The 21,278-nt window shown below is 62.9% G+C and carries 14 protein-coding genes; 3 read left to right on the top strand and 11 right to left on the bottom strand.

The genetic code is table 11. The features are described 5' to 3' along the window. Window positions 1-215: 215 nt before the first annotated feature. From C3F38_RS02960 to bcsR, 8 genes are all read right to left on the bottom strand, one after another. Window positions 216-1,502 carry a dicarboxylate/amino acid:cation symporter gene (locus tag C3F38_RS02960; protein WP_038874048.1) on the bottom strand — a complete coding sequence of 429 codons (1,287 nt, stop codon included), beginning with the start codon at window positions 1,500-1,502 and terminating at the stop codon, window positions 216-218. 273 nt (window positions 1,503-1,775) lie between these two features. After that, window positions 1,776-3,782 (bottom strand): biofilm formation regulator HmsP, encoded by a 2,007-nt coding sequence (gene hmsP, locus C3F38_RS02955; protein ID WP_055317100.1) that lies wholly within the window; start codon window positions 3,780-3,782, stop codon window positions 1,776-1,778. Between the two features lie 229 nt (window positions 3,783-4,011). Beyond that, window positions 4,012-7,485, bottom strand: coding sequence for a cellulose synthase complex outer membrane protein BcsC (bcsC, locus tag C3F38_RS02950; protein WP_055317101.1), 3,474 nt, complete (start codon window positions 7,483-7,485; stop codon window positions 4,012-4,014). Beyond that, window positions 7,467-8,579 (bottom strand): cellulose synthase complex periplasmic endoglucanase BcsZ, encoded by a 1,113-nt coding sequence (gene bcsZ, locus C3F38_RS02945; protein ID WP_080213330.1) that lies wholly within the window; start codon window positions 8,577-8,579, stop codon window positions 7,467-7,469. Before bcsZ ends, bcsC begins: the two co-directional genes overlap by 19 nt. 5 nt (window positions 8,580-8,584) lie before the next feature. After that, window positions 8,585-10,891 carry a cellulose biosynthesis cyclic di-GMP-binding regulatory protein BcsB gene (gene bcsB / locus C3F38_RS02940; protein WP_055317102.1) on the bottom strand — a complete coding sequence of 769 codons (2,307 nt, stop codon included), beginning with the start codon at window positions 10,889-10,891 and terminating at the stop codon, window positions 8,585-8,587. A gap of 62 nt (window positions 10,892-10,953) precedes the next feature. Then, complete coding sequence (bcsA, locus tag C3F38_RS02935) at window positions 10,954-13,557, bottom strand: UDP-forming cellulose synthase catalytic subunit (RefSeq protein WP_103767499.1); 2,604 nt, start codon at window positions 13,555-13,557, stop codon at window positions 10,954-10,956. Then, complete coding sequence (gene bcsQ / locus C3F38_RS02930; RefSeq protein ID WP_047729472.1) at window positions 13,554-14,294, bottom strand: cellulose biosynthesis protein BcsQ; 741 nt, start codon at window positions 14,292-14,294, stop codon at window positions 13,554-13,556. Before bcsQ ends, bcsA begins: the two co-directional genes overlap by 4 nt. Window positions 14,295-14,297: 3 nt before the next feature. Further along, window positions 14,298-14,489: a cellulose biosynthesis protein BcsR gene (gene bcsR, locus C3F38_RS02925; protein WP_038874033.1), complete on the bottom strand. Its 192-nt coding sequence runs from the start codon at window positions 14,487-14,489 to the stop codon at window positions 14,298-14,300. 189 nt (window positions 14,490-14,678) lie between these two features. Between bcsR and bcsE the strand changes: the two genes are divergently transcribed. Genes bcsE through bcsG form a run of 3 tightly spaced genes read left to right on the top strand, consistent with a single transcriptional unit; the run spans window position 14,679 to window position 18,089 of the window. Continuing rightward, complete coding sequence (gene bcsE / locus C3F38_RS02920) at window positions 14,679-16,247, top strand: cellulose biosynthesis protein BcsE (RefSeq protein ID WP_047729474.1); 1,569 nt, start codon at window positions 14,679-14,681, stop codon at window positions 16,245-16,247. Then, the gene (gene bcsF / locus C3F38_RS02915) at window positions 16,234-16,437 is read left to right on the top strand and encodes a cellulose biosynthesis protein BcsF (protein WP_004934139.1); all 204 of its coding nucleotides are present in this window, start codon (window positions 16,234-16,236) and stop codon (window positions 16,435-16,437) included. Before bcsE ends, bcsF begins: the two co-directional genes overlap by 14 nt. Continuing rightward, window positions 16,434-18,089 (top strand): cellulose biosynthesis protein BcsG, encoded by a 1,656-nt coding sequence (gene bcsG / locus C3F38_RS02910; protein ID WP_055313129.1) that lies wholly within the window; start codon window positions 16,434-16,436, stop codon window positions 18,087-18,089. The genes bcsF and bcsG overlap by 4 nt, the downstream gene beginning before the upstream one ends. 299 nt (window positions 18,090-18,388) lie before the next feature. Here bcsG and dppF read toward each other — a convergent pair whose 3' ends face one another. The 3 genes from dppF to dppC are packed head-to-tail and all read right to left on the bottom strand — an operon-like array spanning window position 18,389 to window position 21,273. Next, a complete protein-coding gene (gene dppF / locus C3F38_RS02905; RefSeq protein ID WP_047729477.1) occupies window positions 18,389-19,378 on the bottom strand; it encodes a dipeptide ABC transporter ATP-binding subunit DppF in 990 nt (329 codons plus the stop codon). Beyond that, the gene (gene dppD, locus C3F38_RS02900; protein WP_004934132.1) at window positions 19,375-20,355 is read right to left on the bottom strand and encodes a dipeptide ABC transporter ATP-binding protein; all 981 of its coding nucleotides are present in this window, start codon (window positions 20,353-20,355) and stop codon (window positions 19,375-19,377) included. The genes dppF and dppD overlap by 4 nt, the downstream gene beginning before the upstream one ends. Window positions 20,356-20,370: 15 nt before the next feature. Further along, window positions 20,371-21,273 (bottom strand): dipeptide ABC transporter permease DppC, encoded by a 903-nt coding sequence (gene dppC, locus C3F38_RS02895; protein WP_038874021.1) that lies wholly within the window; start codon window positions 21,271-21,273, stop codon window positions 20,371-20,373. Window positions 21,274-21,278 lie beyond the last annotated feature (5 nt).

Genomic DNA, 21,278 nt, shown 5'->3' with positions numbered 1-21,278 from the left:
TGTATTCCATTCAATGGAATCATAAAAATACGCCCTGAGTTTCACAGTGGGGCGGAAAGCAGAAAGTGTACCATCGTGTTAGACCGCGCGCCTTTGCGGATGTCACTCATTAGAGTGAAAAATAATAGATAGCGGGGTTTTTAATGCAAGAAATCGTTACGAGGCAGGGGGTTTCCCTCACCGGCCGCGGCTGCGGCCGGTGATTCGCCGCCAATTCAGGCGGAAGGCTGCGTTTTGTCCGCGCCGGCGTTTTTGTTGTTCAGCGTGTCTTTCAGCTGTTTCTCATCCAGTTGGTCGCACCACTTCGCCACCACCACGGTCGCCACCCCGTTACCCACCAGGTTGGTCAGCGCGCGGGCTTCCGACATAAAGCGATCGATGCCGAGGATCAGCGCCAGGCCGGCCAACGGCAGATGGCCGACGGCGGAGATGGTGGCGGCCAGCACGATAAAGCCGCTGCCGGTCACGCCCGCTGCCCCTTTGGAGGAAAGCAGCAGCACCACCAGCAGAGTAACCTGATGCATGATGTCCATGTGGGTATTGGTCGCCTGCGCGATAAACACCGCGGCCATGGTCAAGTAGATAGACGTGCCGTCCAGGTTAAAGGAGTACCCGGTCGGGATCACCAGACCCACCACCGATTTCTTGCAGCCCAGCTTCTCCATTTTATCCAGCATGCGCGGTAGCGCGGACTCGGACGACGAGGTCCCCAGCACGATCAACAGTTCTTCTTTGATGTAGTTGACGAATTTGAAGATGCTGAAGCCGTTGGCGCGGGCGATGCTGCCCAACACCACCACCACGAACAGGATACAGGTAATGTAGAAGCACACGATCAGCTGGCCGAGTTGCACCAGGGTGCCGACGCCGTATTTACCGATGGTAAACGCCATGGCGCCGAAGGCCCCCAGCGGCGCCAGGCGCATGATCATGTTGATGATGCCGAAAATCACCCGCGAGAAGCTGTCGATCACGTTGAAGATCAGCTGCCCTTTCTCACCCAGACGATGCAGGGCGAAGCCGAACAGCACCGCGAACAGCAGCACCTGCAGAATGTTGCCGCTGGCGAACGCGCCGATCACGCTGCCGGGAATGATATCCAGCAGGAACGGAATGATGCCCTGCTGCTGGGCCTGCTCGGCGTAGACCGCTACCGCTTTGGCGTCCAGCGTGCCGGGATCGACGTTCATACCGGCGCCCGGTTGCACCAGGTTGACGATCACCAGGCCGATAATCAGCGCGATGGTGCTGACGATTTCAAAATACAGCAGCGCGATGGCGCCGGTGCGGCCCACCGCCTTCATGCTTTCCATGCCGGCGATGCCGGTCACCACGGTGCAGAAGATCACCGGGGCGATAATCATCTTGATCAGTTTGACGAAGCCATCGCCCAGAGGTTTCATCTCGGCGCCGAGGTCAGGGTAGAAATGGCCAAGCAGGATACCCAGCGTGATCGCCGTCAGCACCTGAAAATAGAGGCTCTTAAAGATTGTTGTTTTCATATGAACGTCCTATGGGGGGAAGACACGCACCAGGCAGCAGTCTAAAAATCCAGCCTGTTCATCGCTTGCGCGGAAAATAACACCCACTTAACAACATGGAAATAATTTGTTGCACCCGCCCCACGGGGTTGATGTGAATTTAAGAGCTGAAACGCGTCAGTCTGGGTGCAAAGCTGAAAATTGCGTAAGCCTTTGTTTGCACTAACGCAAAAGAGGTAGGGAAAGAATGGCGATTTTCGGACGGGGAAAAGTACCGGAAAGGTAACGCGACGCTCACGGCGCCGCGCGGCAAAACTCGGCTTCGAACGCTTCGCGCGGCAGCGGCCGGGCAAACAGGAATCCTTGCCCGCTGCGAATGCCGTGCTTCAGCAGCCAGTCGCGCTGCTCGGCGTTTTCCACGCCTTCGGCCATCACCGGCAACGCCAGCACTTCAGAGATCGAGCTGACGATGCGCACCATCGCATCGTCGGCCGGCAGCCCCTGAATGAAACTGCGGTCGATTTTAATCAAGTCAATCGGCAGGGATTTCAAGCGGTTCAGGTACTCCAGGCTGGAGTAGCCCATGCCGAAGTCGTCCAGCGCGATCGACAATCCCAGATCGTGCAGCTCACGCAGCAGCGCCAGCGCACGGTCGAGATCGTCGATGCGTACCGTCTCGGTGATCTCCAGCAGCAGCTTGCGCGGATCGATCCGATACTGCGCCAGCAGGTTTTTCAGATGTGGAACGAACGCCTCATCCTGCATCTGAATACCGGAAACGTTGACCGCCAGCGGCAGCTCAATGCCGCGTTGCTGCCAGTCCGCCAGGATACGGCAGGACTCTTCCAGCACCCAGTTGCCGAGGGGCACGATCACGCCCAGCTCTTCCGCGAGCGGGATAACGTCGGCCGGCAGGGTATAGCTGCCGTCATACTGCTGCCAACGCAGCAGCGCTTCGGCGCCAATCACCTCGTTGGACTGCATGTCGATCTGCGGCTGCAGGAACAGCGTAAAATGCCGCTGTTCGATGCCGTGCAAGATCTCGCTCTCCTGCGTCAGCCGCTTCTGCGTGCGTTCCGTCAGGCTGGGTTCGAAGAACAGGATCTGATTTTTCCCTTCACGATGCGCGGACATCATCGCCGAGGTGGCGCTGCGCAGCAGCTGTTCCGCACTTTCCCCCTGATTGAGGTAGTGCGCGATGCCGATGCTGGCGTTGGGCCGCAGCGCCAGCCCCTCCAGCGTCAACGGCGCGTTGATCTCCGCCATGATGCGCCGCGCCAGCTGCATGGCGTGGAACGGCCGCTCGGTGCCCTTGGCCAGGATGGCGAATTCGGTATTGCTCAGCTGCGCCAGCACGCCGTTTTCGTCGATGCAGCCGCGCAGCTTCTTCGCCAGCGCCAACAGCAACGCTTCACGCATCGCCGGGCTCATCACGCCCGAGGCCTCATGCAGCGTCTCGATGCCGATCACCAGCAGGTTAAAACGCTCGGGGCGCAGGCTGGAAGCGATATGCTGTTCCAGCAACGCGTTCAGCAACGCCGGATTCGGCAGTTCGGTCACCGGATGGCGGGTGCTGAGGCGACTCATGTCGGCATGCGCCTTGGCCAGCGTCTGTTGATTGCGGTTGTAGTTGCGCACCAGCAGGCCGAGCTCGTCGTCCTGGTGCAGCGCCGGCAGCATCAGCTGGTGATAGGGCGCTTCGTCCTGCGAGATGTTTTCCAGCTCCTTGGCCATCGCGCGCAGCGGATGCACCATCAGCCGGTTCATGCACCAGGTGATGGCCACCGACAGAATCAGCGCCAGCAGCAGGTAGGTCGACAGCATGGTCGACAAAATGCTGAGGATAAACTGATACATGCGGAACGAGTCGGCCTGCAGCACCAGATAGGCCAGCGGCTGCTGGTTGGCCGGCACCCGCTCCAGCGAATAGAGCGGTACGGAAATTTGGATCGGCAGTTCAAACAGCCGGGCGATCAGCGTCGGCACCGGCCTCTCAGGCGGGAAATTGGCGTGCAGCGCCTGAAACTCGTTCGGCAAGACGATATCCGCCCGGCTCAAAATGCCGACCGGCAACAGCGTATTCAGCACCTTTTTGGCTTCCGGCACGTCCATGCGCAGCACCGCTTCCGCCAACGGCTGGCGCACGGAATGAGCGATACTCTCCAGTTGCTGGGCGTAGTCATCCCTGCGCTGCTGCACAAAGTGGAATAACTGGATCACGATAAAGATACAGATCGTGACCAGCGCCACGCCGGACACCGTCGCCATCTGCTTAATCGTTAACGAACGCCTGACCCGCAAACCTGCTCTCCGTGAAATCGGGCTGAAACAAAAAGGGGGCTGACTCTCACCCCGCCCCCTCGAACCGGGCTGAGTATACTCGATCATCGGCTGTTTTAATCTGGCTATGCCGCAGGCAAAGCCAAGAAAATCGCGGGTTTCAGTCTTTTCCTAAAGCGAACAAACTCGACCCGGACACAGGGTAACAAAACTCCCCGGTGTCCGACACTCCGAATCTTCCCCCTCCCGGTTACTTGAAGTCGGCGTAAGGCGTCAGCGGTTGCGGCGGCAAATCGAGATCTCCCTGCCAGCCGGCCAGGGAATAACGCAGATAAATCAACGCATGGCTCGGCGTATAGTCCTTCGCCTGCTGAATGTCGATGCCGGCACCGAGCGTCCAGTGCGAACTGAGGCGGCGTTCGACGATCGCCCGCAGCGTATAACCGACGCCGCTCGAAGCGCTGCCGTCCTCGACGGCGAACTTATCGGGCAGTGAATCCGGGATCAGCCCCTGCAGCGGATAGCGGCGCTGGCTGTCGGTTTTCGAATGGGACAGCGAAACCGAACCGCCCAGCTCCCACGACCAGTTTTCGGTGCGCTGGCGATAGTTGACCGGCAGCGACAGCGACAGATATTGCTGCGGGCTGTAATAGCCGCCCTGCCCCAGCGAATAGCCGCTCAAATCCTTCTGGTAGTGCCACAGCATGGTATTGAGCCCGATGCTCAGACGGCGATTGTCTTCGTTGATCAGCTTGTAGTAGTAGCCGGCCATCAACCGCTGCCGCTGGTTGTCCGCCACGTTCTTGCCGGTAATCTGGTGCGCGCTGAGATCGGCCCACACGCCGTTCGCCTCGCCGCGATCGTAGCTCGCGCTCAGGCTGACGCCGGTGGCGCGCACGCCGCCCCAGGTGGTGCCGGTGTTCGGATCTTTGGCACCGCCGAACGCCAGCAGCGAGCTGGAGATCGGCCGCCGCGAGGCCGCCAGCGTCCAACCGATGTGGTTCCAGTCGCCGCTGTAGGCCAGGCCGCCGGTCCAGTCGACCACCTCAAAGCCCATCGGCGTCGTGCCGATGTCGGCGGCCCAGCGGTCGTTTTTCCAGCCGGCCGCCACGCTGGTGCCGGTAGTTTTCTGGTGTTCATCGCCGCGGCACCCTTGCGTATTGCAGGTGCCGAAGGTCTCGTAGTATTTGCCGCTGCCGTCGGTCGAGAAGCGGCCGGCGTCCAGCTGCACGGTATCGGTGCGCAAGAAGGCGCGCCCGTCATACAGCGGCATGTCCATCTGCAGCATGGTGTCATGCGCGTTGAAATCGGAAATGCCGCCGGTGCCGCTCGAGCGCCAGTAATCGTGATCGAGCGTGACGTTCACGTCTTGCTGCCGATACAGATCCGCAGCGTCGGAACGGATGCCGCGTTTCAACCAATCATCACTCGGGTTATTGCGCGTCAAATAGGTGTAGCTGTCATTGCCCTGCGGCAGCGTCGGCGTGATGCCGCCGGCGACCATCGCCTGGCGGTAATCCTGCTGCGCCCGCTCCGGTTGCCGCTGCGCCCGTTCCAGACGGGCGGCGTCGCGGTAGATCAGCGCCTTGGTCTGCCCGACGGGCTCCGAGGCCGCCGCCGTTTTCAGCCGGCTGAAGAGCGCTTCGGCCTGCTGCGGATCGCCGACCGCCCCCCAGGCGTTGGCCACCCGCCGTTGGCTGTTGAGCGAAGCGTCTTGCGGCTGCGGTTCGGTTTTCAGCCGCTGGCGCGCCGCGTCCAAATCCCCTTGCGCGACATAGGCTTCGATCTCGCCCAGTTGCGCATCCGGGTTGTTCGGTTCGCGCCGTTTCACCCGCTGATAATCCTCCAGCGCCGCCGCATACTCCCCGCGCGCCAGCGCCCAGTCGGCCAGCAGCAAATCGATGCGGGTGTCCGCCGGCTGCCGGCGCAGATAGGCTTCCGCCGCCGGTTCGTCACCGGCCGCCCGCAGCCGTTCGGCGTGCGCGATCACCGCCTGCATTTTCAGCCGCTGCGCCAGTTCGCGCATGTTGTCGTTCCACTGCGCCGCAGGCAGCGTATTGAGCTGCGCCAGCGCCTGGTCGTCGCGATCGCTGCCGGAAAGGTAGAGCGCATAGGCATAGGCCAACTGCGGATTGGCGCGCTGACGCTGCGCCAGCTGCCGGAACAGCGCGTCCGCCTGCTGCGGCTGCCCGGCCTGACGCAGCGCCTGCGCATAGCGATAGGTCAGCCAGACGTCGTCGGGATCCATCGGCTGAGCGCGGCGATAGATTTCCGCCGCCTGCTGCCACTGCTGCTGTGCCGCCAGCGCCTCCGCCTGCTGTTTCAACATATCGAGCCGCAGCCCGTCGAGAGTGCTGCGCAGTTTGGCCTGTTGGCTGCGCGGCAGGCCGTTGAGGTAGGCCAGCGCTTTTTCCGGCGACTGGCGTTGATAGAGATTCACCAGGCCACGCAGCGCGCTGCCGTTGCCGGGGTCGCGCCGCAGCGCCTGCTGATAAAACCCTTCCGCCGCGGCGTCATCCTTGCTCGCCACCGCCACATCGCCCAGGCCGATAAACGCATCGCCGTTGCTGTCGTCGAGCTGGCGCGCCTGCTGGTATTTCTGCCTGGCCAGCGTGAGATTGCCGGCCTTCAGCGCCTTGTCGCCTTCGTCGATCGCCAGCCAGTAGCCGGTGCTCTTGATCAGGCTTTGCCACTTGCCGCTGTCGTAGCCGTTCTTGTCGGCGGCCAGCGCCTGGCGGAACAGTTTCAGCGCCTGCGGGCGGTTGCCGGCGCGCGAATAGGCCTGGCCGAGCGCGCCCAGCACCTCGGCGTCGTTCGGCGTCGCCGCCAACGCCTTTTGTAACTCCGGAATGGCCGCCCGGCTGCCGCCTTTATCCACCTGTGCCAGGCCGCGTACCCGCGCCTGATACGCCGGATCGGCCAACAGTTTCTGCTGTCTGGCCAGCTCTTCGCGGGCGCTGGTCGCCTGATCGCCGGTGTCGAACACGCCGAGGAAGCGGTTGAGCGCCGCCACGCTTTGCGCGCTGACCGGCATCGCTTTGACCTTGTCCAGCCACAGATCGGCGGCATCGCCGCGCCCGGCCGGATCGGCGGCAATCTTCTGCAGCAGCTCATAGGCCTGCGCGTCCTGGTTCTGACTGAACAGCATGCGCGCCAGCGACATACGCAGCGCCACGTTGCCGGAATATTGCTGATCCAGCGCCTGCAGCTGCTTCAACGCCTTCGCCTCCTGCCCCGGCAAACGCGCCACCAGCCGCCAATATTCCACCGCCAGATCGAGCGTCGGCGGCTCGCCGTGGAACAGCGCATCGTACTGCGCCTTGGCCTCCGGCAACCGGCCGGCGGTCGCCATCAGGCGGGCCTGCTGCAGCTTTTGCCGGGTTTCCGGCTGCGTCAGCAGCATGTTCATTTGCGCCTGGCGATAGGCGCTGGACTGCGGCGCGAGGGTTTTCAGCTTGTCCAACTGCTGCTGCGCCAGCGCCATATTGCCCTGCCGCAGCGCCAAACGCATGCGCGCGGCGATCACGTCCGGGTTGTTCGGATCCATCAGCTCGAGCCGGTACAACGACTGGCGCACCAGATCGTCCTTGTTGCCGGCCTCGCCAATACGCACCTGTTCCAACAACCACTGTTCCGGCGCCACGGCTTCCGCAGCGCGTGCCTGCGGCAACATCGCCAGACTCAGCGGAATCAAATTCAGCCAGTTTATTTTGAAGTTGTGCATTGGCCGTCCCACGAGGGTTGCAATTCACCCTGACGATTAAAGCGATAACGTTGTTGATCCCACCCCTGACCGAACAGCGTCAGCGAGGCGCTGAAATAGGCGTCGTCACCCGGCGGATGTTCGCTGATGCGTTGCCGCTGTGTCGTCAGTGCCTCGGCCTGCGTCGCCAACATCGGCAGCATCGAGGCGGAAAAGCCGACCGGGCCGGTGCCGGTGGTTTTGCCGCTGGCGGTATCGGTTTTTTCCGGCGGCACGCCCTGTTTGGCGGTGAGCTGCGCCATCGGCTGGAAGCGTTCGAGCAGCGCCGCCTTGTGCTCATCGTCGTCCGCCAGCATGCCGGCCCACAGATAAACCCGAATGGCGTCGTAGCTGCCGACGTTCGGCTTGACGGTATCCGGCTGCCAGCCGGCACCGACCCGCCACACCACCCAGTCCGGTGAGAAGCCGTGCGGCGCAGTGTCCAGCCACAGCCGCTGATTGACCTGGCGCATCGCGCGCCACGGGCCGTTCAGCGCCGCAAAACGCGCCAGCAGCTGCGGCGGCAGGTAGCTGGGGTTCAGCCGCCAGCGATCTTCCGCCACGAACCCGACTTTGCCCGGCAACAGCATCAGGCCCAGGCCGGGAATGTCGGCCACTTCCTCGCGGCCGATGCGTTGCAGCAGCAGCGTCCCCAGGGTTTGATAACGCCGGCTTTTCCACAGGCGGCCGGCTTCGAGCAGGTTGTAAGCGATCCACAGATCGGCATCCGACGCCGAATTGGCGTCCAGCACCTTCCACTGCTTGTCGTCGCTCTCGCCCCACAGCCAGGCGGGCAAACGGGCGCTGAGATCGCCCGCCGCCAGGTTGTTCTCCGTCCAAGCCAACAGCCGATCGAAGGTCGGCCGGTCGTTGGCCACCAGGGCGAAGAACAGGCCGTAACTCTGTCCCTCGGAGGTGGTGATTTTGTTCGGGCTGCTCGGATCGATCACCCGCCCCTGCGGGCTGATGTAGTACTGCTTGTACTGTTGCCAGCCCGGCCACTCGCAGGCCGCCGCCGCGCTGAACGCGCACAGCAGCAGCATGCCGAGCGACAGGCGTTGCAGCATCGCGCTCACCGCCGTCAATCCCGATCTTCAGGCGCCAGACGACGCCGGCTGAAGGCCTTCAGGCCGCGCCAAAGCATCAGCCCCAGGATCACCACCAGCACCACCGCGATCACCGCCAGCAGCACCGGATGGGTTGAGAGGGCATACCACAGCCGCTCCCACCACGGCAGGTGGCCGACATAGTAAATATCGCCGACGCGCAGGCTATTCACCCCCGATTCGCGGATCACCGCCACCGAGCCGAACACTGCGGCGCGTTTGCCGCTGTCCAGCAGGGCGTCGTTCAGCAGCTCATAGCCGCGCGGGCTGTCCGCCAGCAGCGCCACGATGCTGCGCTGGTCGTTGAACGGCGACTGCACGCCGATGATCGCCGACATCGCCCCCTCGGAGCTGACGGTGGTCTTGCTGTCCGGTTTGGTATCTTCCGCCAGCACTTCCGCAGTGGGCAGCGGCGGCTGCCGCGTCGGCTGTTTCACCCAGCTTTGGGTCGCGTCCACCAGCAGGCTGATTTTCTTGTCATCGCGCAGCTCCGGCGGGATGGTGCCGACTATCAGGATATCGTCGTCGCGATCCTTGGCCTGCGACCAGTCGTCGCTCAGCGTGAAGGCCAGTGCCGGGTAGCCGGTTTGCGCGCCGATTACCCCTAGCGCGTTCAGCAACGCGCTGACCTGCGCCGGCTGCGGTTTCTGGTTCACCAACACCAGCGTTTGCGACAGATCCGCCAGGCGACTGAACGGGAAGCCGGCGTTGGCGAAGGCGCGCAGGTCCGGCATCGCCATAAAGTGGCGGTAGCCGGAGAAATCGATGGTGGACGCGCCGTCGATCACCGCGTGGTTTTGCGTGAAGGAGTAGGTTTCGCAGCGCCCTTCCGCGCCGCTGGCCAGCAGCGTGGTGTAATCGAAGTCAAAGCGCAGCTGGTTGGTGGCGCCCAGCCGCAACGCCGGAATACTGACGTTCTTGTCGGAGTCGAGCAGCCCCTGCGTCAGCGGCAGGCGCAGCAGCTGCGCGCCCTGCTCGTGTTCCGGCACCAGCGAGTACGCCTGCACGAACTGGTTGTTCAGGCTGACGCTCAGCCGCGAACCGTCCTGAATGCGCGGCGCCGTATAACGGTATTTCAGGTGCATGTCGATGCCGGTGCTGCGGATCAGGAACAGATCCGGCGGCAGGTTCATGGTCAGCGAGATCGGGCCGGGTTCGATGCCGCTGGTTTGCAGCTGCTCGGCGTATTGCTGCAGCTCGGCGAAGGTCATCGGCCGATCGGTGCGCACCCAGTTCGGCGCGTCGTAAGGCTGGCGCGGCGCGAGCTGTTCCACCTTGTCCACCGTCACGTTCTGGCCGCGAAACAGGATGTTGCCCTGCGCGATGCCCTTCACCGCGGTGATCAAATCGTTGTCGTCACGCCCCTGAATCAGCAGCAGTTTGACGTACGGATTGTCCGGGTGGCTGATCATTTCCACCGTCGGGCCGTTGACCGCCGGATAATCGCGCAGGAAATCCGGGCGCTGCTGGTTGGTGGCGAACACCACCGCGTGCTGCGTCGGCAGCGCGTTGTACAGCGCCGGGAAGGATTGCCCGCGCCACTGCGCCTTGCTGCCGAACCAGGACGCCAGAATGCCCGCCGCGCGCTGCTGGGCCAGATCCGGCTGGCCGGCGAACACCATCGGCAGCGTCAGCGGCCGATTATCGCGGCTGTCGAAGAACGGCTCAGGGAAGTGCGACAGCTCGTTTTTCACCGGCAGCGTCTGGAAACGCAGCTTCAACGCGCTCGATTTGCTGACGTCGAGCCACAGCGAGGTGCTGGCCGGGTTTTCGCAGATGTTCTGATAATGGCCGACGAACACCAGCCGAACGCGGTTAAAATCGGTGATATAGCGCGGATCGATCGCCATCTGGATGCGATTGGGCTTGCCCAGCTGCTCCTTGGCGATCGTGGTCACCCCCATCAGCTCTTCGTTCAGGTAGACCTTGACGTGCGACTCCACCGGGATCAGCGCCGGCGACGGCGTAAACTCCATATCGAGCATCGCCTGCGAGACCACCTCATCGCTGCGCACGCCGAATTCGATCTGCCCGTCCGGCCGGGTGCCGCGCAGAACAAAGGTGCCCGGCGGCGGCGCTATCTGCGCAAACGGCAGCGACACGTCGCGCACCGGCGCATTCGGATCCTGCGGCGCGGCGGCCGGCGGTGGCGCGGTCGCCGTATCGGCCGCCGCAGCGATCGGCGGCTGGGCCGCCACGGTCGGCGCGGTGGCGGTTTCGGCCTGCGACAGGGTGCTGATGCCTAAGGCCAGAGCAGTTAACCAGGTTATTTTTCTCGTCATCGTATCATCATCAATGTTGGAGCCTGTTCACCGGGCGAGTGAGCGGGCGGTTGAACTCGCAGCTAACCCACTGTTTCTTGTTGACCCAAGGTCGGATCCCTGCCGACGCCGCGCGGAATAAACGACACTACCCAGGCGGTCAGCGAAGTGACCCCGACCAGCAGACCGCGCACCAGCGGCGGCGCATAGTCCGCCATGCGCACATACCCCCGGAAGCCCAGCGCCAGCACGTCGCGCAGGCTTTCGATCGGCCGGTCTTCAGGGAACCCGTCCTGCCACAGCGCCCAGGTATCGGCGCGGGCGAAGGTACACTGAATGAAATCGATGTGTTCACGGGTGGAGAGGTCGATCAGGCGCACCCCCACCTTGTTGCCGAAGGCGCGCGTCACCACGCAGGGGAAGCTGTACTCCTGCTGGCCGCGCTTGAGCAGCAGCGAGGCTTTGTCGCCGTCTTTCAACGCGTTTTCCACCCGCATCTCAATGCCCACGCCGCCGTCGGAGTAATCGCGCAGCGTGCAGGGATACAGATGGCCGTCGGCGCGCGCGATCGCCGCCGGCATGGCGATTTCCACGCGGTGCGCCTGACGCACCTGCTTGGCCTCCACCGCCACCGCCACCGCGCCGCCGAGAATCGTCATGTTGTACAGCACCCACACCAGGCTGATGATCACCGTCATCACCTCGTCCGTCGGGCCATAGGCCAACCGCCAGACGCCGAACGCCAGCCCGGCCAGGTTCAGGACCACCAGGAACATGTAAGGCCGGGTGATCACCCAGTCGACGTGCTCCTCCTCCACCAGCCCGCCCTTGGCGGTGACGTTGAATTTGCCCTTGTGCGGATTGAACAGCGCTACCGTCGTCGGCCGCGCGATATACCAGGCCAGTACGGTTTCATAGATTTCGCTCCAGAACGAATGGCGGTATTTCCCCTGGATACGCGAGTTGGTCAGGCTGGCGTGGATCATGTGCGGCAGCACATAAAGCGCGATCGCCAGCGCCGGCGCGAAGATGATGTAGGCATGCAGCAGCAAAAACGCCAGCGGCGCAGTGAGGAAGATCAGCCGCGGAATGCCCGACAGGAAGTGCAGCATGGCGTTGGCGTAGCACAGGCGCTGCGCCAGTTTCAGCCCCTTGCCCAGCAGCGGGTTGTCCAGCCGGAAGATCTGCACCATACCGCGCGCCCAGCGAATGCGCTGGCCGATGTGCGCCGACAGGCTCTCGGTCGCCAGCCCGGCGGCCTGCGGAATGCGGATGTAGGCCGAGGTGTGCCCGCGCCGATGCAAGCGCAGCGAGGTGTGGGCGTCTTCGGTGACGGTTTCCACCGCAATGCCGCCGATCTCGTCCAGCGCGCTGCGGCGCAGGATGGCGCAAGAGCCGCAGAAGAAGGTGGCGTCCCACATGTCGTTACCGTCCTGCACCAGCCCGTAGAACAAGGTGCCCTCGTTGGGCGTCTGGCGGAAGCGGCCGAGGTTGCGCTCGAACGGATCCGGCGAGAAGAAGTGGTGCGGGGTTTGCAGCATCGCCAGCTTTTTGTCTTTGAAGAACCAGCCCATGGTCAGCTGCAGGAAGGAGCGCGTCGGCACGTGGTCGCAGTCGAAAATCGCCACGAACTCGCCGGTGGCCTGCTTCAGCGCATTGTTGATGTTGCCGGCCTTGGCGTGTTCGTGGGTCGGCCTGGCGATGTATTTCACTCCCACTTCGTCAGCGAACGCCCGGAATTCGGGGCGGTTGCCGTCATCGAGGATATAGATGTTCACCTTTTCTTTCGGCCAGTCGATGCCCAACGCCGCGTAGATGGTGGGCTTCACCACCCCGAGATCTTCGTTGTAAGTCGGCACCATCAGATCGATGGTCGGCCAGGTGGCGCTATCGGCGGGCAACGGTACCGGCTGCCGGTTAAGCGGCCAGACGGTCTGGAAATAGCCCAGCACCAGCACCACCCAGGCGTAGGTTTCCGCCACCAGCAGCAACAGGCCGCACACCAGGCTGAGCGGATCGTCCCAGTTCAGCGTGGCGGTATAGCGCCACCACAGGTAGCGACAGGATACGGTCAGCGACAGCACGATCAGCATCAACCCCGGCAGGCGCCCCGGCACCCGGCGCACCACCATCGCGATCCCCCACAGCAGCAGGACGAACACGAACTGCGCCGGCAGATCGAACGGTTGCGAGATGCACAGCATGGCGAGGATCGCTGCCAGCACGCTGACCAGAATAAACAGCGCGCGCCGCATGCCGCGGCTCATGCGGCCGAGGCGCTCCACCGAGCGCTGCTCCACGCCGGCGCTCTTCAGCCGTTGCGGCAGGCCCTGCAGCCAGTCGGCATAGCGCTGCTGCAGGCGGCGCCAACCGGCGAAATAGTCGCGCTGCACCGGCGTGCGACCGCTGCGAAACAGTAGCAGCCACAGCCCCTGCAGCAGATAACGCAGCGCATCCGCCGGGCGCGGGCGGTCGGCGGACAGATGCGGGAACCAATAAGCGCGGCCGGCGCGCACGCGCTGCCAGGCCGGCGATTCGAAGCGCAGCAGCAGCCAGCCCAACGCCACCAGCAGCGTGGCGAAAAAGGCAGTCAGCGCCGACGCGCCGTTGCGCCGATAGCCGCGGTAGCGCATCTGCACCGCCTGACGCACCGGCGGCACCAGCAGCAGGCTCAGCACCCGGCTCATGGCGCAACGCCCCGCTTGAGGTTGATCAGGCACCAGTTGGCCAGCGTCAGCACTTCATCCGCCGCCAGACTCTCGGGGCGGTACTCGCCCAACGGCTGCTTGACCGCCAGCGCTTCCGCCAACGCTTCGTCGCGATGGATCACCACCGGCAACAGGCCGCTCAACGTTTGCAGCCACAGCTGATGCAGATCCTGCTGCAGCTGGCTGGCGGAGGAGTAGTGATTGACCAGGAAACGGCAGTCGTTCGGCAGCGTCTGCTGATGGAGCCGTACCTGGCAGTTGGCGTCGGGGTTCAACAGCACGAACACGCTGTCGGCAAGCTGCAGCGCCTGCTGCGCCAGCACGCCGTCCCCGACCGGAACATCCAGCAGGATCCAGCGCTGCGGATCGCCGGCGATCAGTTGGCGCACATTGTCGCGCCAGCGTTCCGGCTGTTGCTGACACTGGCGCTGCACTTCCAGCCGTTCCGCCGCATTCAGGCGGCCAAAGGGCAGAAAGTCGAGGTTTTCACAGTAACGCAGCGCCCCTTCCTGCCAGCGGCCGCCGTCCCGCTCCGCGCGGGCCCAGCCGCGCGCCAGCTCGAACGGCGTGTTGAAATGCAGGCGCAGCAGATTGTCCGGCGTGAAATCGATCGCCAACACCGACTCGCCCAGCTGCTGCAACGCCCAGGCGAGCGCCGCCGTGACCGACGTCGTCCCCATCCCACCCCGCAACCCTTGCAGCGCGATCACCGGCATAGATCAGTGGCTCCCCGTGGTCTGCGCCAATTCGGCCAACAGCGGCCAGCGCGTCATCATCTGCGTTAACCGCTCCTGCCGCGAAATATCGACATAGCTTAATTTCGGCAATGAAAAAGCCTGGCTGAGCGCCTGCAGGTCATCCTGGCTCTCCCCAGGTGCCGCTGCACGAAAATGGGTGGGTGCGTGATTCATTCTTCCGCCTTGGCGAAAATAGGCTATGTTAATTAACTATAGCAACGATACAAAAAGAGAGAGGCAATAAGATGATTCTCAACAAATATTGTTGAAGAGCGTCGGAGATTTGTTATTGCCAGGATAAAAATGGCTATCTTTAAATATAAACGCCTTTAGTCGGCTTTCAACGAAAGTAGAACACATCCTATGGCGCACTCTTTTTCTCTAGGCATTCGGCAGATTTGGGAAGAGCTGTCGGTGATGCAGGCCCCCGGGCTTTATTGGATCAATATCGACAGGCAAAGCGACGCCGCGCTGCTGTGTCGCCAGGTTATCGCCGCCCAGCCTGCCACCCATAAAGTCGCCCTGATCTGCAGCGGCGATAAACCCGATCGCCTGCTGGCCGAGCTGGCTTCGCCTGCTTTGCAGAAGCTGCCGCTGTATCAATTACCGGAGAAAAAAGCCGCGCTGACGCAGCTGAGCGACGATCTGATGCGCGCCCTGCGGCCGCAAAATCGCTTACTTATCCTGCTGGCCCACGCCAGCCTGTGGCAAACCTTCACCACCGAAGAGCTGCGCGAGTGGACCCGTACCCTCGCCGCCTGGCTGCGGCGGCAGGGGTGTACGCTGTTGATCCTCAGCCACGGAGGCGGCATCAATAAGCTCAAGGGGCAGCTCAGCGCGCAGCATCGCATCCTGAACGGCCTGTCCAGCCTGCAATGGCAGCAGGACAGCGCGCAATACCTGGTGAACTGGTGGAGCACCGAAAACGGCATCAACGCCAATCAGCTGCTGACGCTGTACGCCGCGGAAGGCGGCTGGCAGGGTGAGGATGAAAATAGCCAACCCTCCCCCACCGCCTTGCGCAGCGACGAAGGCCTGTATCTGGCCGAGCGCAGCATCCTGGAAGGCGCGCCGCCGCTGTCCGCCAACTGGCAGCTGCTGGAGAGCAACGACGAACTGGCGCAGCACGGCATGCTGAGACTCTCGGCGACGTTGATTTTCGCGCTGTACCAAAGCGACCAAATCGATCACCTGGCGCACCAAATCCACACCCTGCGCCGCAGCCGCGGCAACGGCCTGAAAATCGCGGTACGCGAGATGAGCGCCAGCCTGCGCTACAGCGACGAACGGCTGCTGCTGGCCTGCGGCGCCAACCTGATCGTACCGCACGTCGCGCCGCTGTCGCGTTTTCTGACCATGCTCGAAGGCATTCAGGGGCAGCGCTTCTCGCGCCATGTCCCCGCCGACATCGATGCGCTGCTGGCCGGCTTGCGCCCGCTGCAGCTCAAAGGCTATATGCGGCCGGAACCGTTCAGCCAGGCGGTGCTGTCGCTGATGGGCAATACGCTGCTGCCCGAGGACGGCAAAGGGGTGATGGTGGCATTGCGGCCGGCCACCGGCCTGCGCGCCGAACAGGCGATGACCCTGTGCCACCTGCGGCGCTTCGGCGACGTGATGACCGTCGTGCAGGGGCGGCTGGTGCTGTTCCTCTCCACCTGCCGCATCAACGATTTGGATACCGCGCTGAAGTTCATCTTCCGCCTGCCGGTTGATGAAGCCTTCAGTAACCGGGTGGTGTGGCACCAGGACGTCGATATCATTTCGGAAATCAAACGCATGGCCCAGGGGCGCTGGCAGATTTCGGCCACCGGCGCCGCCGGCACCGCGCCGCGCCCCAGCGTGAAAGCGGCCGAGGTGCCCGCAGAACGGCGGCAGCCGGTCGCCTTCACGCTGCCGCTCGGCCCGCAGGAGGAACCGCATGCTGAACCTTAACGACATCGTGCAACTGATCCTGCTGTGCGCGCTGATCTTCATTCCGCTGGGCTACGCCTTTCACCGGCGTTTTCCGCATTTGCGTCAATACTGGCAAAACCTGTTGTTATCGCCGCGCTATTTGAAATCCGCCGGTTTGTGGGTGCGCACAGGCTCCTCATCTCAGATTAAACGTAAGAAGCAGCCATGAATCCAAACTCGAAGACGCAATCCGATAACGCTCTGTGGCGCTACTGGCGCGGGCTGGGCGGCTGGAACCTCTACTTTCTGGCCAAATTCGCCCTGCTGTGGTTCGGCTACCTGAATTTCCACGCGCTGCCGAACCTGGTGTTCATGGCATTTCTGCTGATGCCGATCCCATCGCCGCGCCTGCACCGCTGGCGCCACTACCTCGCTATCCCGATCGGCATTGCGCTGTTCTACCACGACACCTGGCTGCCGGGCATCAACAGCATTCTCAGCCAGGGCTCGCAGCTGGCCGGCTTCAGCGCCCAGTATCTGCTGGAGCTGATCAACCGCTTTATCAACTGGCAGATGGTCGGCGCGGCCTTCGTGCTGCTTATCGCCTACCTGTTCGTCGCGCAGTGGGTGCGCGTCACGGTGTTCACCGTGGCGGCGCTGGTGTGGCTCAATATCGTCAACATCGCCGGGCCGGCGGTCTCACTGCTGCCCGCCACCTCCACGGCCTCGGCCGGCGGCGCCAATACGCCGGCCACGTCGGCGCCGGCGGCGGGGGACGCTGCGCCGGCAGACAGCCTGCCGCCGACCAGCGCCAATCTGACGGCCTACCTGAATCAGTTCTACGAGCGGGAAAAAGGCCGCGCCACCGCGTTCCCGGCCACCTTGCCCGCCGACGCCCAGCCGTTCGATCTGCTGGTGATCAACATCTGTTCGCTGGCCTGGGCCGATATGGAGGCAGCCAACCTGCAGAATCACCCGCTGTGGTCGAAGATGGACATCATGTTCGACAGCTTCAACTCGGCCACCGCCTACAGCGGCCCGGCGGCCATCCGCCTGCTGCGCGCCAGCTGCGGCCAGCTTTCGCATCACGATCTGTATCAACCGGTGAACCAGCAGTGTTACCTGTTCGACAACCTGGCGAAGCTCGGCTTCAAGGAACAGCTGATGCTCGATCACTCCGGGGTATTCGGCAACTTCTTGAAAGAACTGCGTGAACAGGGCGACATGCAGGCACCGCTGATGTCACAGGCCGGCATCGGCAACGAGCTGACCTCGTTCGACGGCGAGCCGATTTATAACGATCTCGAATTGCTGACCCGCTGGCTGGATCAACAGCAAAAAGCCGGTGACGGCCGCACCGCCACCTTCTTCAACGTCATTCCGCTGCACGACGGCAACCGCTTCGTCGGCTCCAGCAAAAGTGCCGACTATCAACCGCGCGCGCAGAAGCTGTTCGATCAGCTGAACACCTTCCTTGACCAGCTGGAGAAATCCGGCCGCAAAGTGGTGGTGGTGATCGTGCCGGAACACGGTGCGGCGTTGGTGGGCGACAAGATGCAGATGTCCGGCCTGCGCGATATTCCCAGCCCGAACATCACCCATACGCCGGTCGGCATCAAACTGATTGGGATGAAGGCGCCGCATCAGGGCAGCCCGCTGCAGATCAAAACGCCGAGCAGCTATCTGGCGCTGTCTGAACTGGTGTCGCGCCTGGTGGACGGCAAGGTCTTCAGCGAATCCAGCGTCGACTGGCAGGCGTTGACCCAGGGGCTGCCGCAGACCCCGGTCATCTCCGAAAACGACAACGCTATTGTGATGCAGTATCAGGGCAAGCCCTACATTCGCCTGAACGGCGGTGACTGGGTGCCTTACCCGCAATAAGCGCGGCCTCATCCCCCCAAAGCACGCCGCCGGCGTGCTTTTTTATTGGGTTTTTATAATAAAAATAGTGAAACCGCTCGACCGAGAGAATGTTATTAACAACAAACCGTTAAACTCTATTATTCGATTATTATTCTCATACGAAGATTCTTAAAAAAATAACGATTTGTCAGAATAACGTTAAGGTAAGAATTTAAAAAACGGGTTGTCGCGATCGTTTACTGACTAACCCATTGATTGAATAATAAAAAACGCCGGCGCAGTACCGGCGTTTGATTTAAGCAGGAAAATCCGACGCCTTACGCCCCCGGATGTTCGTCCTGATCGACCGCAAAGCAGGCCACCATCTGCTCACCGTACTGTTTCAGCTGCGGCTGCAGCTGCACGCAGGTGCCGAAGGCGCGGCGGCAGCGGGCGTTGAACGCGCAGCCCGGCGGCGGGTTCATTGGGCTGGGCAGTTCGCCGGTCAGCTTGATACGCTCGCGGCGCATATCCGGGTTCAACCGCGGCGTCGCCGACAGCAGCGCCTGAGTGTAAGGATGGCGCGGATTGTTGAAGATCGCCTCTTTGCTGCCCTTTTCCACGCAGCGGCCGAGGTACATCACCATCACCTCGTCGGCGATGTGTTCCACCACCGACAGATCGTGCGAGATGAACACATAGGACAGCCCCAGCTCCTGCTGCAGATCCATCATCAGGTTCAGCACCTGAGCGCGCACCGACACGTCCAGCGCCGACACCGGCTCATCGGCGATCACCACGTCCGGGTTCAGCATCAACCCACGGGCGATGGCGATACGCTGGCGCTGGCCGCCGGAAAACATGTGCGGGTAGCGGTCGTAATGCTCGGTCTTCAGGCCGACCTTCGCCATCATCTCCAGCGCTTTTTCCCGCCGTTCGGCGGCGCTGAGCGGGGTATTGATCAACAGCGGCTCCTCGAGGATCTGCCCGACCTTCTTGCGCGGGTTGAGCGATCCGTAAGGATTCTGGAACACGATTTGGATCTTCTGGCGGCGCAGTTTCTCGGCCGAGACGTCCGGCTTCAGCAGGTCCTGCCCCTGATAGTACAGCTCGCCGCCGGTCGGCACTTCGATCATCGTCAGCAGGCGGCCGAGCGTCGATTTGCCGCAGCCCGACTCGCCGACCACCGCCAGCGTTTTGCCGCGCTCCAGGGTGAAGGAGACGCCGTCCAGCGCCTTGACCAGCCGCTCCGGCGCGAACAGGCCCTTTTTCACCGGGTAATGCTTCTTCAGGTCGATCGCCTGCAGTAAAGGTTGATTCTGGCTCATACGGTCGGCCTCCCCGCATCATCCAGCGGTGTATGACATTTAACCTGACGGCCGGGAATGCTGCGCAGTTCCGGCTCCTCGTTACGGCAGCGCTCGTTGGCGTAGGGACAACGCGGGTTGAGCAGGCAACCGGTCGGGCGATCGTATTTGCCCGGCACCACGCCCGGCAGCGAAGCCAGGCGCGCCTTGTCGGCGGCGAACTCCGGCAGCGCACGCAGCAGCGCCTGGGTATAAGGATGGCGCGGCGCACGGAAAATCTCCGCCGCCTTGCCGGATTCCACCACCTGGCCGGCATACATCACGATGATGTGGTGCGCGGCTTCGGCCACCAACGCCAGATCGTGGGTGATCAGCAGCAGCGCCATGTTTTCGCGCTGCTGCAGGTCCAGCAGCAGTTCGATGATCTGCGCCTGGATGGTCACGTCGAGCGCGGTCGTCGGCTCATCGGCGATCAGCAGCTTCGGCCGACAGGCGATGGCCATGGCGATCATCACGCGCTGGCTCATGCCGCCGGAAAGCTGGTGCGGGTACACGTCCAGCCGCGAGGCCGGATCGGGAATGCCCACCTGGGTCAGCAGGTCGATAGCGCGCTGGCGGCGAGTGCGGCGGTTGCCGCCCTGATGCACCTTCAGCGCCTCCATGATTTGGTAACCGACGGTATAGCACGGGTTCAGGCTGGTCATCGGATCCTGGAAGATCATCGCAACTTCAGAACCCACCAGCTGGCGGCGCTCTTTTTCGGAGATCTTGCGCAGATCCTGGCCGTTGAACTCCAGCTTGTCGGCCATCACCTTGCCGGGGAAATCGATCAGGCCCATGATCGCCAGCGAGCTGACGGATTTGCCGGAGCCGGATTCACCGACGATGCCGACCACCTGGCCTTGCTCCACGCTGTAACTGATGCGGTCTACCGCGCGAAACGGGGTGCCTTCGTCACCGAAGTGCACCGAAAGCTTGTCTACATTCAATAACGCCATCTCTCTCGTCCTCTGTTACTGCTTGAGTTTGGGGTCGAGAGCGTCACGCAAACCGTCCCCCATCAGGTTAAATGCCAGCACCGTCAGCAGGATCGCCAGGCCGGGGAAGGTCACTACCCACCAGGCGCTTTGCGCGAACTGCAGCACGTCGGAGAGCATGGTGCCCCACTCCGGCGTCGGCGGTTGCGCGCCCATGCCCAGAAAGCCGAGAGCGGCCATGTCCAGAATGGCGTTCGAGAAACCGAGAGAAGCCTGCACGATCAAAGGCGCCAGGCAGTTAGGCAGAATGTTGACGAACATCTGGCGCAGCGCGCCGGCGCCCGCCACCCGCGAAGCGGTGACGTAATCGCGGTTCACTTCCGCCAGCACCGCCGCACGCGTCAGACGCACATAGTGCGGTAGCGCGACGAAGGTGAGCGCCAGCGAAGCGTTGACGATCGACGGCCCGAACACCGCCACCAGCACCAGCGCCAGCAGCAGGCTCGGCAGGGCCAGCATGATGTCGACGACGCGCATGATCACCGCGTCCACCGCACCGCCGAAGTAGCCGGCCAGCAGACCGAGCACCACGCCCATGATCAGCGACAGCACCACCACCAGGCAGCCGACCAGCAGCGACAGACGCGCACCGTACATCAGGCGCGACAGCACGTCGCGGCCCACGTCGTCGGTGCCGAGGAGATATTGCCAGCTGCCGCCCTCTTGCCACACCGGCGGCTTGAGCAGCGCGTCGCGGAACTGGTCCGCCGGCGCATGCGGCGCCAGCACCCCGGCGCCGAGCGCGATCACCAGCATCAGAACGATATACACCAGGCCGACCACGGCCCCTTTATTGCGCTTGAAATAGTGCCAGAACTCCTGAAACGGGGTCATCGGCTTCGGCGCACCTTTAACTGCAGACTCAGTGATTTGAGACATGAGAG

The organism is Serratia sp. SSNIH1 (assembly GCF_002935055.1).
GTDB classification, from domain to species: Bacteria; Pseudomonadota; Gammaproteobacteria; order Enterobacterales; family Enterobacteriaceae; genus Serratia; species Serratia nevei.
The sequence above is the reverse complement of the archived record's forward strand: the minus strand, read 5'-3'. Positions and strand labels throughout refer to the sequence as shown.